The organism is Stenotrophomonas sp. AC248 (genome assembly GCF_979258185.1).
This window is the reverse complement of the sequence record NZ_OZ409840.1, coordinates 2,076,884-2,091,197: the sequence shown is the minus strand read 5'-3', so window position 1 is coordinate 2,091,197 and position 14,314 is coordinate 2,076,884. Positions and strand designations below refer to the sequence as shown.

Sequence of the window (14,314 nt, the reverse complement as noted above, 5' to 3'; positions counted from 1 at the left end):
CACATGGGCAGCGTCCTGCAAGCGGCGTGCCGGACGCGGGCATGCCGGACCCTCAAGTCGACCGCGCTGGCGCCGATACCCCTTCCATGTCACATGACCTGCTCAACCGCATCGACCAGCGTACGCGCCTGGCCGGCCACAATCGTCTGGCCCTGCTGCTGTTCCGGCTCGGCGGACGCCAGCTTTTTGGCGTGAATGTGTTCAAGGTGCAGGAAGTCCTGCGCCGCCCGGACCTGTTCCAGGTGCCCGGGCTGCCCAGCCAGTTCGCCGGCGTGGCCGATGTACGCGGCCGCTCGGTACCGGTACTGGACCTGGGCCTGGCCATCGGCCATCCCGAACGGGAACCGGACGCGGACAAGGCCCCGGGCTACCTGGTGGTGACCGAGTTCAACCGGTCGATCCAGGGCTTCCTGGTCAGCGGGGTGGAACGGATCGTCAACATCGCGGTGGAAGACATCCACCCGCCGCCGGAGTTGGGGGCCGAGTCGAGCTATCTGACCGCGGTCACGCGGTTCCAGGGCGAGCTGATCCAGGTGATCGACGTGGAAAGCGTGCTCGCCGACATCGCCCAGGTGCGCGGCGAGGCGGTGCTGGACCCGTCGCTGGCCCAGTCGCTGCCCTCCGACGGCCCGCAACTGCAGGTGCTGGTGGTGGACGATTCGCGGGTGGCGCGCCAGCAGATCCGCAGCGTGCTGGACCAGCTGGGGGTGGGCGCGACGCTGCTGTCCGATGGCAAGCAGGCGCTGGACCACCTGATCCAGATCCACGCCTCGGGCGAGAACCCGGCCGAGCGCTATGCGATGGTGATCTCGGACATCGAGATGCCGGCGATGGACGGCTACACGCTGACGACGGAAATCCGTCGCCACCCCGGCCTGGCCGGGTTGTACGTGCTGCTGCATACCTCGCTGTCGGGCGTTTTCAACAACGCGATGGTCGAGCGGGTGGGCGCCAACGCGTTCGTGGCCAAGTATTCCCCGCACGAACTGGCCGATTTCGTGCTGGATCGTTTGCGGAAGGTGGCGATGGCGGCTTGATTGCGGGGCGATTGGTTCGCTGAGGGCGGGTCGGGCTGGGTGGGGCCGCGGGGCACGCTGCAAGTACGTCCCTGTAAGCTCCGTCGCCGCATCCATGCGGCTCAGGGCCCCGCAACCCCACCCACCCCGCCCCCTGACAGTGGGTCGGCGCCCGCTTATCTATTGGGGCTGAGGTGAAGCAGCCGAGCAACGCTCGGCTCTACCTTGGCGCCCCTTCCATTCCGTTCCCCGGTACAACGCGGCATCGTTTCATCATCACGCCCAGCGCCTGCTGGGCTTTTTTGTGGGCGTCAGGGTGCCGCAGCCGGGCGGAGCCCGGCTCTACGTCGCCTGCGTCGCAGGCGTTGCCGGCCAGCGGCCGGCACTACCCCTCCTCCCGAAGCCGGCTGTGGCATTTCCGTCCGACGATGCAGACCTGTCCGGGCGAGAGGCGGTAGACCCTGCCGGGACCGTTGGGCGCCATGGACGGATTTACGGCGTGTCCCGGCGGGCTCTGCCGACCCGCGCCACTCGCAGAAACAACGCGCCGACTGGCACAGCCCTTGCACCGCTCCCCCCATCGTCCCGTGGGAGCGCGCCATGCCCAATCTGATTTCCGACTATCTGGGGGTCCATGCCCAGGCCATGCCGTTGCGCGAGCAGCGGATGAAGCTCATCGCCAGCAACCTGAGCAATGCCGACACCCCCGGGTACAAGGCCCAGGACCTCGACTTCGATGCCGCCCTGCGCAATGCCCAGGGCCTGGACAGCAACGGCCTCATGAAAACCACCAACGAACAGCACTACGCCATCGGCGGCGGCCTCAACCCCTTCCAGATTGCCAAGGAAGGCGTCCAGCCCAGCATCGACGGCAACACCGTCGACCCCGATGCCGAACGGGCCGCCTATGGCCGCGCCGCGCTGGAATACCGCGCCTCGCTCAGCTTCGTCGAATCCAAGGTGCGCTCCATGCTCACCGCCATCACAGGCCAATAAGCCATGAGCAACCTCCCCATTTTCGACATCGCCGGCTCGGCCCTCCAGGCCCAGTCCGTGCGCATGAGCACCATCGCCTCCAACCTCTCCAACGCCGACACCGTGACCGGCTCGGCCGAGACCGTCTACAAGCCGCTCGAACCCATCTTCCAGTCGGTCACCAGCCGCACCGACCCCAACATCACCACCGTCCAGGTCAAGGAAATCAGCCAGAGCGACGCCGCGCCGATCAAGCGCTACGAGCCTGGCCACCCCCTCGCCGACGGCGATGGCTACATCTACCAGCCCGACGTCGATCCGGTCGCGCAGATGGTCAACCTCATCTCCACCTCGCGCAATTACCAGGCGGGCGTGGAAATGCTGACCACCGCCAAGGAACTGGCGCTGGCCACCTTGACCATGGGTCGCTGACCCTTCATTCCACAGGACATACCGTCATGAGCAGCACCAGCGGCGTCGGCCAGGGCAGCGATATCTATTCCGCGCTCGGCCTCAACGCACCCAACAGCGACACCAGCAAGAAGAAAAGCACCCTGGACCAGGCCGACTTCCTGCGCCTGATGACCGAGCAGCTGCAACACCAGGACCCGCTCAAGCCGATGGACAACACCCAGATGGTGGCGCAGATGGCGCAGCTGTCGCAGGTGCAGGGCATCACCGACCTCAACACCACCGTGAAGGGCTTCCAGGACCAGATGTCCGGCGACCAGATCCTGCGCGGTGCCGCCCTCGTCGGCCACGATGTGCTGATTCCCTCCACCAAGTGGTCGCTGGAAACCGAAGGGGCCACCAACGGCATGGTCGCCGCGCCCGGCGCCGGCTTCGTCAACGTGGATATCACCGATGCCAACGGGGTCAAGGTCAACACGCTCAGCGTGGAAGCCAAGGCCGCCGGCGAAGTCACCTTCGAATGGGACGGCAAGGACGCCAACGGCAACCGCATGCCGGCCGGCAGCTACACCCTCGCGGCCACCTTCACCGACAGCGCCGGCGCCAAGACCAAGGCCAACACTTACGTCGAAGCCCCGGTGGAAAGCGTCACCGTCGGCTCCGATGGGCTGTACCTCAACCTCAAGGGCCTGGGCACGGCCCCGATCGACTACGTGCTCCGCATCAGCTGAGCCGCCCCACCCCGCATACCAGGAGCAATCCCATGGGCTTCAATGTCTCGTTGTCCGGCATCAACGCTGCCAATGCCGATCTGAACGTCACCGCGAACAACATCGCCAACGTCAACACCACCGGCTTCAAGCAGTCGCGTGCCGAATTCGCCGACCTGTTCTCGGCCACCAGCTACGGCCTGTCCAAGAATGCCATCGGCCAGGGCGTGCGCCTGACCAACGTGGCCCAGCAGTTCTCGCAGGGCAACAACGAACAGACCGGGCGCAGCCTGGACATGGCCATTTCCGGTGAGGGCTTCTTCACCATGTCCATGAACGGTGCCCGCGTGTACTCGCGCGCCGGCAACTTCCAGACCGACCAGGCCGGCTACGTGACCAACCCGCAGGGCGCGCGCCTGCAGGTGTTCGCCCCGAACGCCGACGGCACCAGCTTCGATGCCGGCCGCCTGGTCGATTTGCAGCTGCTCACCACCGACAGCCCGCCCAAGCAGACCAGCAAGGTCAACGTCAGCTTCACCCTGCCGGCCGACGCCAAGGTGCCGACGGTCAACCCGTTCAGCCCGACCGACTCCAACAGCTACAGCCAGTCCACCGGCGGCATCACCGTGTACGACTCGCTGGGCGTGAGCCACACCCAGACCTCGTACTTCGTCAAGACCGCCAACCCCAACGAATGGCAGGTCTACAACTATGTGGACGGGCAGGCTGCGGGCGCCCCCACTGCGCTGACCTTCAACAACGCCGGCGCGCTGACCTCCCCGGCCAACGGCCAGATCACCCTGACCCCGTTCACCCCGAGCACCGGCGCCGGCCAGCTGGCGCTGACCCTGGATATCTCCGGGTCCACCCAGTACGGCGAGAAGTTCGCGCTGCGCAACACCCAGCAGGATGGCTACGCGGCCGGCAAGCTCAACGAGATCACCGTGTCCGAAGACGGCGTGGTCTACGCGCGTTACTCCAACGGCGATGACAAGGCACTGGGCCAGGTGGCACTGACCACCTTCAACAACACCCAGGGGCTGGAAGCCAAGGGCAACAACCTGTGGGTGGAAACCTTCAGCTCGGGCACCCCGCGCACCGGCTCGCCGGACAGCTCCAACCTGGGCAAGGTCCAGGCCGGTTCGCTGGAAGCCTCCACGGTCGACCTGACCGAGCAGCTGGTCAACATGATCACGGCCCAGCGCAACTTCCAGGCCAATTCGCAGATGGTCTCGACCATGGACCAGATCACCCAGACCATCATCAACATCCGTTGATGAGCCACTGACCGCATCACGGGAACAAGACGATGGACAAGGCGCTCTACGTAGCGATGACCGGTGCACGCGCGTCGCTGCAGGCACAGGGCACGCTCTCGCACAACCTGGCCAACACCGATACCCCTGGCTTCAAGGAAGCCCTCGCCAACACCGAGGCCTTCCCGATCAAGGGCACCGGCTATGCCTCGCGCGTGGACGCCCTGCACGTCGACGCCGGCTTCAACCGGCGCATGGGCGCGCAGCAGATCACCGGCAACCCGCTGGACCTGTCGCTGCAGTCAGGCAACTGGCTGGCGGTGCAGGCCCCGGCCGGTGGCGGTGAAGCCTACACCCGCGGTGCGGCGCTCTCGATCACGCCCAATGGCCAGCTGGTGACCGCCGGCGGCCACCCGGTGCTGGACGAGAACGGTGCGCCGATCGCCATTCCGCCGCACCAGGCGATGGACATCGGCAACGACGGCACGATCTCGATCATTCCGCTCGGCGAAGGCCCGCAGACCATGGCCAACATTGGCCGGGTCCGCGTGGTCGCCGCCGCCGACGAACGGCTGGAGCGTGGCCTGGACGGGCTGATGCGCAACACCGACCCGCAGCAGCCGTTCGTGCAGGCCCAAGGCAAGTCGCTGGAAAGCGGCCAGCTGGAAGGCAGCAACGTCGATGCCGCCGGTGCGCTGGTGCAGATGATCCAGCTGCAGCGCCAGTACGAAATGCAGGTGAAGGTGATCAAGCACGGCGACGACAACGCCCGCAGCGCCAACAGCCTGCTGCGCCTGGGTGGCTGATCGCCCCGGTGACGGCTTTCCGTCGCGGTTCTGGCACGCGCCATGCATTCGCTCCTGTAACGGCCGCCCCATGCGGCCACCCGCAACAGACAAAGGAACATCGCCATGAACCAGGCATTGTGGATCGCCAAGACCGGACTGGATGCGCAGCAGACGCGCATGTCGGTGGTTTCCAACAACCTCGCCAACACCAACACCACCGGTTTCAAGCAGGACCGTGCCAGTTTCGAAGACCTGCTGTACCAGCAGGTGCGTCAGCCCGGTGGCGCGTCCTCGGCGCAGACCCAGCTGCCCACCGGCCTGCAGCTGGGCACCGGCGTGCGCGTGGTGGCCACCTCGAAGAACTTCGAGCAGGGCAGCCAGCAGCAGACCGGTCGCGCACTGGACGTGATGGTCAACGGCCGCGGCTTCTTCGAAGTGCAGATGCCCGACGGTTCCTCGGCCTACACCCGTGACGGCTCGTTCCAGCGCAACCAGCAGGGCGAACTGGTCACCAACAGCGGTTACCCGGTGCAGCCGGGCATCCAGATTCCCGAAGGCGCGCAGTCGCTCACCATCGGCACCGACGGCACCATCAGCGTGAAGATGGCCGACGACGCCGCCTCGGTGGAGATCGGCGCGCTGACCCTGACCGACTTCGTCAACCCGGCCGGCCTGCAGGCACGCGGTGAAAACCTGTTCCTGGAAACCACCGCCTCGGGCCCCGCACAGAACGGCAACCCCGGCCTGAACGGCCTGGGCGGCGTGGTGCAGGGCGCGCTGGAAGGCAGCAACGTCAACGTGGTCGAAGAGCTGGTGTCGATGATCGAAACCCAGCGCGCCTACGAAATGAACGCCAAGGCGATCTCCACCACCGACGCGATGCTCGGTTACCTCAACCAGAACGTCTGATCGGCCGAACCGGAAGAACTGCCATGTTGCCCCTGCGCCCTACCCTTCGCCTGTTGCTTGCCAGCTCCGTGGTCGCCCTGCTCGGCGGCTGCGTCATCGCCGGCGATGTCCGGCCCTACCCGGCGATGGCGCCGATCACCCCGATCGTGGCGCCCAACGCGCAGGCTACCGCCGGTGCGATCTACGCCGCCGGCCCCGGCCTGCAGCTGTACTCGGACCGCCGCGCGCGTGATGTCGGTGACCTGCTGACTATCACCCTGACCGAAAGCACCACCGCGCAGACCACCGCCAACACCACCACAGCCAAGGAATCGGAGCTGAGCATCGGCACCCCGACCCTGTTCGGCGCACCGGTGACGCTGGGCGGCAAGGACATCCTGGCTGCCAGTGCGGCCGGTTCGCGCGACTTCACCGGCAAGGGCACCAGCGCGCAGAGCAACCGCCTGCAGGGCAGCGTGACCGTCACGGTGGTGCAGCGCCTGCCCAACGGCAACCTGGTGGTCCAGGGCGCCAAGAACCTGCGCTTGAACCAGGGCGACGAGCTGGTGCAGGTACAGGGCATCGTGCGCGCTGCGGACATCTTCCCCGACAACACCATTCCGTCCAGCCGCGTTGCCGATGCCCGCATCGTCTACGGCGGCCGCGGCCCGGTTGCCCAGTCCAATGCAATGGGCTGGCTGAGCCGCTTCTTCAACTCGGCGTTGACGCCGTTCTGAGCCTGACATGACCTTTTCCTTCTCCCTGTTCGGGCAGCGACGCATGGCGTCGCTCTACACGGCAAAGCAGCGACGCAGCGCGTCGCTCTACGCGGTGCGTGCCACGCTGGCGCTGCTGGCCGTGTTCGCGCTGGTTTCCCCTGCCGCTGCCGAACGCATCAAGGACCTGGCCCAGGTGGGCGGCGTGCGTACCAACGCGCTGGTGGGCTATGGCCTGGTGGTCGGCCTGGACGGCAGCGGCGACCGCACCAGCCAGGCACCCTTCACCGTGCAGAGCCTGAAGAACCTGCTGGGCGAGCTGGGCGTCAATGTGCCGGCGAACGTCAACCCGCAGCTGAAGAATGTGGCGGCCGTGGCCATCCATGCCGAGCTGCCGCCGTTCGCCAAGCCGGGCCAGCCGATCGACATCACCGTGTCGTCGATCGGCAACGCGGTGTCGCTGCGCGGCGGCTCGCTGCTGATGGCGCCGCTGCGCGGTGCCGACGGCCAGGTCTATGCGATCGCCCAGGGCAACCTGGTGGTCGGCGGCTTCGGTGCGCAGGGCAAGGACGGGTCGCGGGTGTCGGTGAACGTGCCCAGCGTTGGCCGCATTCCCAACGGCGCCACCGTCGAGCGCGCCCTGCCGGACGTGTTCAACGGCGGCGGCGACATCACCCTGAACCTGCACAAGAATGACTTCACCACGGTGTCGCGCATGGTCGCCGCGCTCAACAACGCCTTTGGTGATGGCGCGGCGCGCGCGATCGACGGCGTGACGGTGTCGGTGCAGTCGCCCAGCGACCCGGGCGCGCGCATCGGTCTGCTGGCCCGCATCGAGAACCTGGAACTCACCCCCGGCAGTGCGCCGGCCAAGGTGGTGGTCAACGCGCGGACCGGCACGGTGGTGATCGGCTCGCAGGTGCGGGTGGGCGCGGCGGCCATTTCGCATGGCTCGCTGACCGTGACCATCAACGAGAACACCAACGTCAGCCAGCCCAACGCGTTCGGCAATGGCCAGACCGTGGCCACGCCGCAGTCCACCATCACCGCCACCAACGATGGCAGCCGCATGTTCAAGTTCACCGGCGGCACCACGCTGGACGAGATCGTGCACGCGGTCAACGCGGTGGGCGCGGCCCCCGGCGACCTGATCGCCATCCTGGAAGCCCTCAAGCAGGCCGGCGCGTTGAGCGCCGAACTCGAGGTGATCTGACATGCGCATCAATCCCGCACTGGAACTCAATCCGGCCCAGGCCAACAGCCCGGCCAAGGTCGACAAGGTGGCGCGCCAGCTGGAAGGCCAGTTCGCGCAGATGCTGGTCAAGAGCATGCGCGATGCCAGCTTCGGCGATTCGCTGTTCCCCGCCGAAAACACCATGTTCCGCGAGATGTACGACAAGAAGATCGCCGAGGCGATGACCCGTGGCCGCGGCCTGGGGCTGTCGGCGATGATCACCCGCCAGCTTGGCGGCGCGGAGGCCGACGCGGCCAAGCCGACCGACACCGCATTGAACCCGGCGGCGGCGCTGCGTGCCTACCGGCTCAATGCGCCTGCCGCCACGCCGATGGCGCTGCCGACCGGCACCGCCCCGGCCAGCGCGCCGAGCGAAGTGGACCTGCTGCAGCAGCTGCGTGGCGCCGATCCGTCGGCGGTGCTGCAGCCGATGGAGCGTGCCCTGGACCTGATCGCCGGCCGCGAAAGCAGCCAGATGCACGAGGCGATCGGGCGCAGCGATCCGTATGCCACGCCGCCGGGCGTGAGCGAGCCCACCCAGGAAAACTGGGCGGCGCTGGCCAACGACCGCTGGAGCAGGGTCAACGACACCGCGCGCGGGCCGGGCGCGGTCGATACCTTGGCGGCCAACACCGCCGCCGCGAAGCTTGGGCCGCACACGCCGGAAGGCTTCGTGGCCAGCATCTGGGGCCACGCGCAGCAGGCCGCGCGCGAACTGGGCGTGGACGCCAAGGCGCTGGTCGCCCAGGCCGCGCTGGAAACCGGCTGGGGTCGCAAGCTGGTGCAGCGTAACGGCGGCGGCAGCTCGCACAACCTGTTCGGAATCAAGGCCACCGGTTGGAGCGGCGAACGCGCCAGCAGCGGCACGCATGAATATGTGGACGGCGTGCGCCGCAACGAGACCGCCAGCTTCCGCGCCTACACCTCGGTGGGCGACAGCTTTGCCGACTACGTGAAACTGCTCAAGAACAGCCCGCGTTACCAGAACGCGCTGCAGGCCGGTGGCGATGTCCGCGGCTTTGCCCAGGGCCTGCAGAAGGCCGGCTACGCCACCGATCCCAGCTACGCGGCCAAGATCGCCGCGATTGCCGGCGGCCCGACCATCGAGCGCGCCATCGCCGCCGTGGGCGATGCCAGCCAGCAGCTGGGCCGCACCTTTGCCAGCACCGCCAGCCCGACCGGGCTGGGTGTCATCCGTCGTTGAGGTAACCCATGTCCAGCGTACTTTCCACCGGCACCAGCGCCCTGCTCGCCTTCCAGCGGGCGTTGGCGACCACCAGCCATAACGTCGCCAACATCAACACGCCCGGCTACAGCCGGCAGAAGGTCGACTTCGCCACCGCCAACCCGCAGAACTTCGGTTATGGCGACGTGGGCAATGGCACGCGCATCAGCGACATCCGCCGCGTGGCCGACCAGCTGGCGATCTCGCGGCTGCTCGATGGCAGCGGCGAACTGGCGCGGCTGAAGCAGCTGTCCAGCATGGCCGACCGGGTCGATGCGATGTTCTCCGATACCGCCACCAACGTGTCCGGGGTCTGGTCCAGCTTCTTCGACACCGTCAGCGGCCTGTCCTCCAACGCCTCCGGCACCGCCGACCGCCAGAACATGCTGGACGGGGGCAAGACCCTGGCCAGCCGCTTCCAGCAGCTCAACGGCCAGCTCAATACGCTCAACGGCGAGGTCAACAACGGCCTGATCGCCGGCGCCAGCGAGATCAACCGGCTGGCCAAGGAAATCGCGCAGCTCAACGGCGCCATCGGCGGCAACGCGGCCAATGCGGCGCCGGACCTGCTGGACCGGCGCGACCAGCTGATCGCCAACCTGGTCGGCTACACCGGCGGCAACGCGGTGATGCAGGACGGCGGCATCATGAACGTCTACACGGCCGGCGGCCAGGCGCTGGTGGTGGGCACCACCGCGTCCAAGGTCACCACCGTATCCGACCCGTACATGCCCGAGCGCCTGCAGCTGGCGCTGGAAAGTGCCGGCCAGAAGATCACCCTGGAATCGAAGACGCTCGGCGGCCAGATCGGCGGCCTGCTGGAATTCCGCGACACCGTGCTGACCCCCACCCAGGCCGAACTGGGCAAGCTGGCGATCGGCATGGCCAGCAGCTTCAACGACGTGCACCGCCAGGGCGCGGACCTGTACGGCAACCTGGGCGGCGACTTCTTCAACATCGGCGCGCCGCGCATCACCGGCCATGCCGGCAATGCCGGTACCGCCAGCATGACCGCCAGCTTCGGCGACCTGTCCAAGCTGGACGGGCAGAACGTGGTGCTGAAGTTCGACGGTACCCAGTGGCAGGCCAGCCGTGCCGACACCGGCGTGGCGATCGCCATGACCGGTACCGGCACCGCCACCGACCCGCTGGTGCTCAATGGCGTGGAGCTGGTGATGACCGGCACCCCGGCGGTGAACGACCGCATGCTGCTGCAGCCCACCGCCGGCGTGGCCGGCACGATGTCGGTGGCCATCACCGACACCTCGCGCATTGCCGCGGCCGCCCCGATCAAGGGCACCGCCGCCCTGTCCAACAGCGGCACCGGCAAACTGACCGGGGTCAAGGTGACCGACCACGGCAACGCCGCGCTGCGCAACCCGGCCGCGATCGTGTTCACCAGCGGCAACCAGTACACGCTGGATGGCGCCGGCCCGTTCACCTACACGGCTGGCCAGACCATCAGCGCCAACGGCTGGAGCTTCGTGCTCGATGGCGCACCCAAGACCGGCGACACCTTCAACATCGGGCCGACCCCGGCCGGTTCCTCGGACAACAGCAACGCGTTGCTGCTGGCGAAGGTGGAACAGGCCAAGGCGTTCAACGATGGCACCGTTACCCTGAGCGGCGCCCTCGGCGGGCTGACCACGCAGGTGGGTGCGGCCGCACGCTCGGCCGACTACTCACTGCAGGCCCAGCAGGTCATCACCGACCAGGCGCAGTCCGCGCGCGATTCGATTTCCGGGGTCAACCTCGATGAGGAGGCCGCCGACATGCTGCGGCTGCAACAGGCCTACCAGGCCGCCTCGCAGCTGATCTCCACCGCCGACACCATGTTCCAGACCATCCTCGGAGCCGTAGGCCGATGAACAACCGTATCTCCACCGGCATGATGTTCAGCCAGTCGGTCTCGTTGATGATGGCCAAGCAGGCCAAGATGAGCCACCTGGAACAGCAGATCGCCACGGGCCGCCGGCTGGTGACCGCCAAGGACGACCCGGTCGCCTCCGGCGCCGCCGTAGGCCTGGACCGCACGCTGGCCTCGCTGGACCGCATGCAGCTCAACGCCGGTAACGTGCAGAACCGGCTGGGCCTGCAGGAAAACGCCCTGGCCCAGGTCGGTGACATGATGGGCCGCATCACCGAACTGACCATCTACGCCAATAATCCGGCGCTGGCCTCCTCCGACAAGCAGTCGATGGTCACCGAGATCGAAGCGATCCGCAGCAACCTGCTGGCCCTGGCCAACAGCACCGACGGCACCGGCCGCTACCTGTTCGGCGGCACCGCCGATGGCAGCCCGCCCTTCAGCCAGGTTGACGGCAAGGTGGTCTACAACGGCGACCAGAACCAGCGCCAGGTGGAAGTGGGCCCGGACACCTACGTGCTCGATGCCCTGCCCGGCAGCGAGATCTTCCTGCGCATCGGCACCGGCGACGGCCACGTGGATGGTGCGGCGGCCACCGGCAACACCGGCACCGGCGTGCTCACCAACGTCACCCGCGACGGCAGCAACAGCTGGGACGGCAAGGCCTTCAGTGTCCGCTTCACCGCCGCCGACCAGTACGAGCTGCTCGACGACACCGGCACGGTGGTGTCCACCGGCACCATGAAGGCCGGCGACGACCTGGTGCTCAATGGCGTGCGCCTGCACGTGGATGGCAAGCCGGCCGCCGGCGACACCTTCAACGTAAGCCCCGCCACCAGCCGCGACATCTTCAGCACCCTGGACAGCCTGATCGGCTCGTTGAAAATGGACACCGGCAGCGCCAGCCAGTCCGCCGCCCAGCAGAACCTCCTGCAAAGCGGCCTGCGCGACGTCGCCCGTGCCTCCGAACGCATGATCGACTCCCGCGCCGCCGGCGGTGCCCAGCTCAAGGCGCTGGACAATGCCGCGGATATGCGCGAATCCAACACCGTCACCCTCAAGGGCACGCTGTCGCAGATGCGCGACCTGGACTACGCCGACGCCATCAGCCAGTACCAACTGGAAAGCACCGCCCTGCAGGCCGCGCAGACCCTGTTCTCGCAGATGCAGCAGATGTCGTTGTTCAACACGCTGCGCTGACAGCGCGTTACGAAACAGCGGGAAGGCCTGAAGGCCGCGATGCGAACAGCATCGCGGCCTTTTTTGTTGTGCGTCGTCAATGCGCCCGCGCGCAGCGAACGCCTGGCAGCATTCCGCGCGCGTGAGCGCGCGTGAGCCTTCTTCGATGCGCAGCAGGCGTTCGTCGCGCCGATGCAGGGTGTCGGCAGTCGTTTGGGAACCGACCCTACCGGCGTCATGCCGCGTCGGTGTTTGTGGTGCGTGGGCGCCGTGACTGCGCCGAAGCCGCAGAAGGCATGCTGCTCCACTGCCCTGCTCTACCGCCCCTCCCTTCCGCGCCGACCTACTCAGGAAGGGTCGGCCCGGGTGGGTTGGCGGGACCGTTGGGCGCCATGGATGGCGCCCACGAGCCCCCAGGGATGGGTTTACGGCGTGTCCCGCCAACCCACCCGGGCCGGGCCTCCCAGGACGTGGCCGATGCGGCGCTTGGCTTTGGCTGTGGCTGTGGATGCAAGCCGGGCAGAGCCCGGCTCTACGTCGAGCTGTGGATGCAAGCCGGGCAGAGCCCGGCTCTACGTGGGGCTGTGGGTACAAGCCGGGCAGAGCCCGGCTCTACGGCGCGAGCCCGGCCGCGCCCGGCGTTACGCGTGAAAACCCCTTCAATTTCCGCCTCCCGCGCCGTTAACCCTTCTATCGGGGAGCACAGCCAAGGCCCCGGACGGCACCAGCAGCAACCCCAGCGAGATTTCCGCCTAAAGGTTGTTGACAAAGCGCCGTTATTGATTTGGCAACAGCGAAGCACACAGCCAAACAAAAAAAAACGGCGGCGCTTCGTTCCATTCACCACCGGGATTCCAATAAGGGAGACGACCCATGGCACAGGTAATCAACACCAATACGATGTCGCTCAACGCTCAGCGCAACCTGAGCACCAGCGGCAGCTCGCTCGCTACCACCATCCAGCGCCTCTCGTCTGGTCTGCGCATCAACAGCGCGAAAGACGACGCCGCCGGCCTGGCCATCAGCGAGCGCTTCGGCACCCAGATCCGCGGCACCGACGTCGCCATCCGCAATGCCAACGACGGCATCTCGCTGGCCCAGGTCGCCGAAGGCTCCCTGAGCGAAATCGGCAACAACCTGCAGCGCGTCCGCGAACTGGCCGTCCAGGCCTCCAACGCCACCAACTCCGCCAGCGACCGCAAGGCCCTGCAGGCCGAAGTCACCCAGCTCGTCAGCGAAATCGACCGCGTCGCCAAGCAGTCCGACTTCAACGGCACCAAGCTCCTCGACGGCAGCTTCACCAGCCAGCTGTTCCAGGTCGGCGCCAACGCCGGCCAGGCCATTGCCATCAACAACGTCGTCGACGCCAAGGCCAGCTCGCTGGGCAACGCCAAGTTCGCCGCCCCCGTGGACAGCACCGCCGACGTCGCCACCATCACCGACCTCGCCGGCGTCACCATCAACGGCGCCGCCATCGGCACCATCACCGGCAAGACCACCGCCGAGTTTGCCGCCTCCGCCGCGGCCCAGATCAACAGCAAGATCGGCGAAGCCGGTGTCTATGCCGAAGTGGTCACCACCGCCGGCACCCCCGACACCCACCGCCTGAAGCTGACCTCGGTCCAGGCCGACCGCGACCTGGTCATCGACGGCGCCGCCCAGCTCGGCCTGGCCGACTCCACCGCCGCCGCGCCCAGCTCGGTTGCCGCCACCGCCACCTCCAGCTTCGTGCAGGACCTGGACGTCTCGTCCTACGTAGGCGCACAGAAGGCCCTGGAAATTGTCGACAAGGCCCTGGAATCGGTCAACAGCGTCCGCGCCGACCTCGGCGCCATCCAGAACCGCTTCACTTCCGTCGTCGCAAACCTGCAGACCTCCTCGGAAAACCTGTCCGCCTCGCGCAGCCGCATCCGCGATACCGACTTCGCCAAGGAAACCGCAGAGCTGACCCGCACCCAGATCCTGCAGCAGGCCGGTACGGCCATGCTGGCCCAGGCCAACCAGGTGCCGCAGAACGTGCTCAGCCTGTTGCAGCGCTGACATGAGCCG

General features: G+C 67.3%; 13 protein-coding genes. All 13 read left to right on the top strand.

Translation table 11 applies throughout. The annotated features are described in order from the left end of the window. Window positions 1-86 precede the first annotated feature (86 nt). The 13 genes from ACZ0AE_RS09555 to ACZ0AE_RS09495 all read left to right on the top strand — a co-directional run bounded on the left by ACZ0AE_RS09555 (window position 87) and on the right by ACZ0AE_RS09495 (window position 14,305). A complete protein-coding gene (locus ACZ0AE_RS09555; protein ID WP_038688425.1) occupies window positions 87-1,037 on the top strand; it encodes a chemotaxis protein in 951 nt (316 codons plus the stop codon). Window positions 1,038-1,616: 579 nt separating this feature from the next. Beyond that, window positions 1,617-2,012 (top strand): flagellar basal body rod protein FlgB, encoded by a 396-nt coding sequence (gene flgB, locus ACZ0AE_RS09550; protein ID WP_038688427.1) that lies wholly within the window; start codon window positions 1,617-1,619, stop codon window positions 2,010-2,012. A 3-nt stretch (window positions 2,013-2,015) separates the two neighbouring features. Then, the gene (gene flgC, locus ACZ0AE_RS09545) at window positions 2,016-2,423 is read left to right on the top strand and encodes a flagellar basal body rod protein FlgC (protein ID WP_038688429.1); all 408 of its coding nucleotides are present in this window, start codon (window positions 2,016-2,018) and stop codon (window positions 2,421-2,423) included. Window positions 2,424-2,449: 26 nt separating this feature from the next. Then, window positions 2,450-3,133: a flagellar hook assembly protein FlgD gene (locus ACZ0AE_RS09540; RefSeq protein WP_038688431.1), complete on the top strand. Its 684-nt coding sequence runs from the start codon at window positions 2,450-2,452 to the stop codon at window positions 3,131-3,133. A 32-nt stretch (window positions 3,134-3,165) separates the two neighbouring features. Further along, a complete protein-coding gene (flgE, locus tag ACZ0AE_RS09535; protein ID WP_038688432.1) occupies window positions 3,166-4,389 on the top strand; it encodes a flagellar hook protein FlgE in 1,224 nt (407 codons plus the stop codon). A 32-nt stretch (window positions 4,390-4,421) separates the two neighbouring features. Further along, the gene (locus tag ACZ0AE_RS09530) at window positions 4,422-5,174 is read left to right on the top strand and encodes a flagellar basal body rod protein FlgF (RefSeq protein ID WP_038688434.1); all 753 of its coding nucleotides are present in this window, start codon (window positions 4,422-4,424) and stop codon (window positions 5,172-5,174) included. Window positions 5,175-5,279: 105 nt separating this feature from the next. Then, the gene (flgG, locus tag ACZ0AE_RS09525; protein ID WP_038688435.1) at window positions 5,280-6,065 is read left to right on the top strand and encodes a flagellar basal-body rod protein FlgG; all 786 of its coding nucleotides are present in this window, start codon (window positions 5,280-5,282) and stop codon (window positions 6,063-6,065) included. A 23-nt stretch (window positions 6,066-6,088) separates the two neighbouring features. Next, a complete protein-coding gene (gene flgH / locus ACZ0AE_RS09520) occupies window positions 6,089-6,781 on the top strand; it encodes a flagellar basal body L-ring protein FlgH (protein ID WP_038688437.1) in 693 nt (230 codons plus the stop codon). Window positions 6,782-6,788: 7 nt separating this feature from the next. Then, a complete protein-coding gene (locus ACZ0AE_RS09515; protein WP_463600919.1) occupies window positions 6,789-7,973 on the top strand; it encodes a flagellar basal body P-ring protein FlgI in 1,185 nt (394 codons plus the stop codon). A 1-nt stretch (window position 7,974) separates the two neighbouring features. After that, window positions 7,975-9,198: a flagellar assembly peptidoglycan hydrolase FlgJ gene (gene flgJ, locus ACZ0AE_RS09510; protein ID WP_463600918.1), complete on the top strand. Its 1,224-nt coding sequence runs from the start codon at window positions 7,975-7,977 to the stop codon at window positions 9,196-9,198. Window positions 9,199-9,206: 8 nt separating this feature from the next. Then, entirely contained in the window at window positions 9,207-11,087 is a 1,881-nt protein-coding gene (flgK, locus tag ACZ0AE_RS09505) for a flagellar hook-associated protein FlgK (protein ID WP_463600917.1), read from the top strand. Next, window positions 11,084-12,286: a flagellar hook-associated protein FlgL gene (gene flgL, locus ACZ0AE_RS09500; RefSeq protein WP_369968851.1), complete on the top strand. Its 1,203-nt coding sequence runs from the start codon at window positions 11,084-11,086 to the stop codon at window positions 12,284-12,286. Before flgK ends, flgL begins: the two co-directional genes overlap by 4 nt. An 852-nt stretch (window positions 12,287-13,138) precedes the next feature. Beyond that, window positions 13,139-14,305, top strand: a complete 1,167-nt coding sequence (locus ACZ0AE_RS09495) for a flagellin (protein WP_137189429.1) — start codon at window positions 13,139-13,141, stop codon at window positions 14,303-14,305. Window positions 14,306-14,314 lie beyond the last annotated feature (9 nt).

Bases quoted from the DNA above. Each gene is read 5' to 3' on its own strand.
- ACZ0AE_RS09555 (WP_038688425.1), top strand. From the start codon at position 87: ATGTCACATGACCTGCTCAACCGCATCGACCAGCGTACGCGCCTGGCC.
- flgB (WP_038688427.1), top strand. From the start codon at position 1,617: ATGCCCAATCTGATTTCCGACTATCTGGGGGTCCATGCCCAGGCCATG.
- flgC (WP_038688429.1), top strand. From the start codon at position 2,016: ATGAGCAACCTCCCCATTTTCGACATCGCCGGCTCGGCCCTCCAGGCC.
- ACZ0AE_RS09540 (WP_038688431.1), top strand. From the start codon at position 2,450: ATGAGCAGCACCAGCGGCGTCGGCCAGGGCAGCGATATCTATTCCGCG.
- flgE (WP_038688432.1), top strand. From the start codon at position 3,166: ATGGGCTTCAATGTCTCGTTGTCCGGCATCAACGCTGCCAATGCCGAT.
- ACZ0AE_RS09530 (WP_038688434.1), top strand. From the start codon at position 4,422: ATGGACAAGGCGCTCTACGTAGCGATGACCGGTGCACGCGCGTCGCTG.
- flgG (WP_038688435.1), top strand. From the start codon at position 5,280: ATGAACCAGGCATTGTGGATCGCCAAGACCGGACTGGATGCGCAGCAG.
- flgH (WP_038688437.1), top strand. From the start codon at position 6,089: ATGTTGCCCCTGCGCCCTACCCTTCGCCTGTTGCTTGCCAGCTCCGTG.
- ACZ0AE_RS09515 (WP_463600919.1), top strand. From the start codon at position 6,789: ATGACCTTTTCCTTCTCCCTGTTCGGGCAGCGACGCATGGCGTCGCTC.
- flgJ (WP_463600918.1), top strand. From the start codon at position 7,975: ATGCGCATCAATCCCGCACTGGAACTCAATCCGGCCCAGGCCAACAGC.
- flgK (WP_463600917.1), top strand. From the start codon at position 9,207: ATGTCCAGCGTACTTTCCACCGGCACCAGCGCCCTGCTCGCCTTCCAG.
- flgL (WP_369968851.1), top strand. From the start codon at position 11,084: ATGAACAACCGTATCTCCACCGGCATGATGTTCAGCCAGTCGGTCTCG.
- ACZ0AE_RS09495 (WP_137189429.1), top strand. From the start codon at position 13,139: ATGGCACAGGTAATCAACACCAATACGATGTCGCTCAACGCTCAGCGC.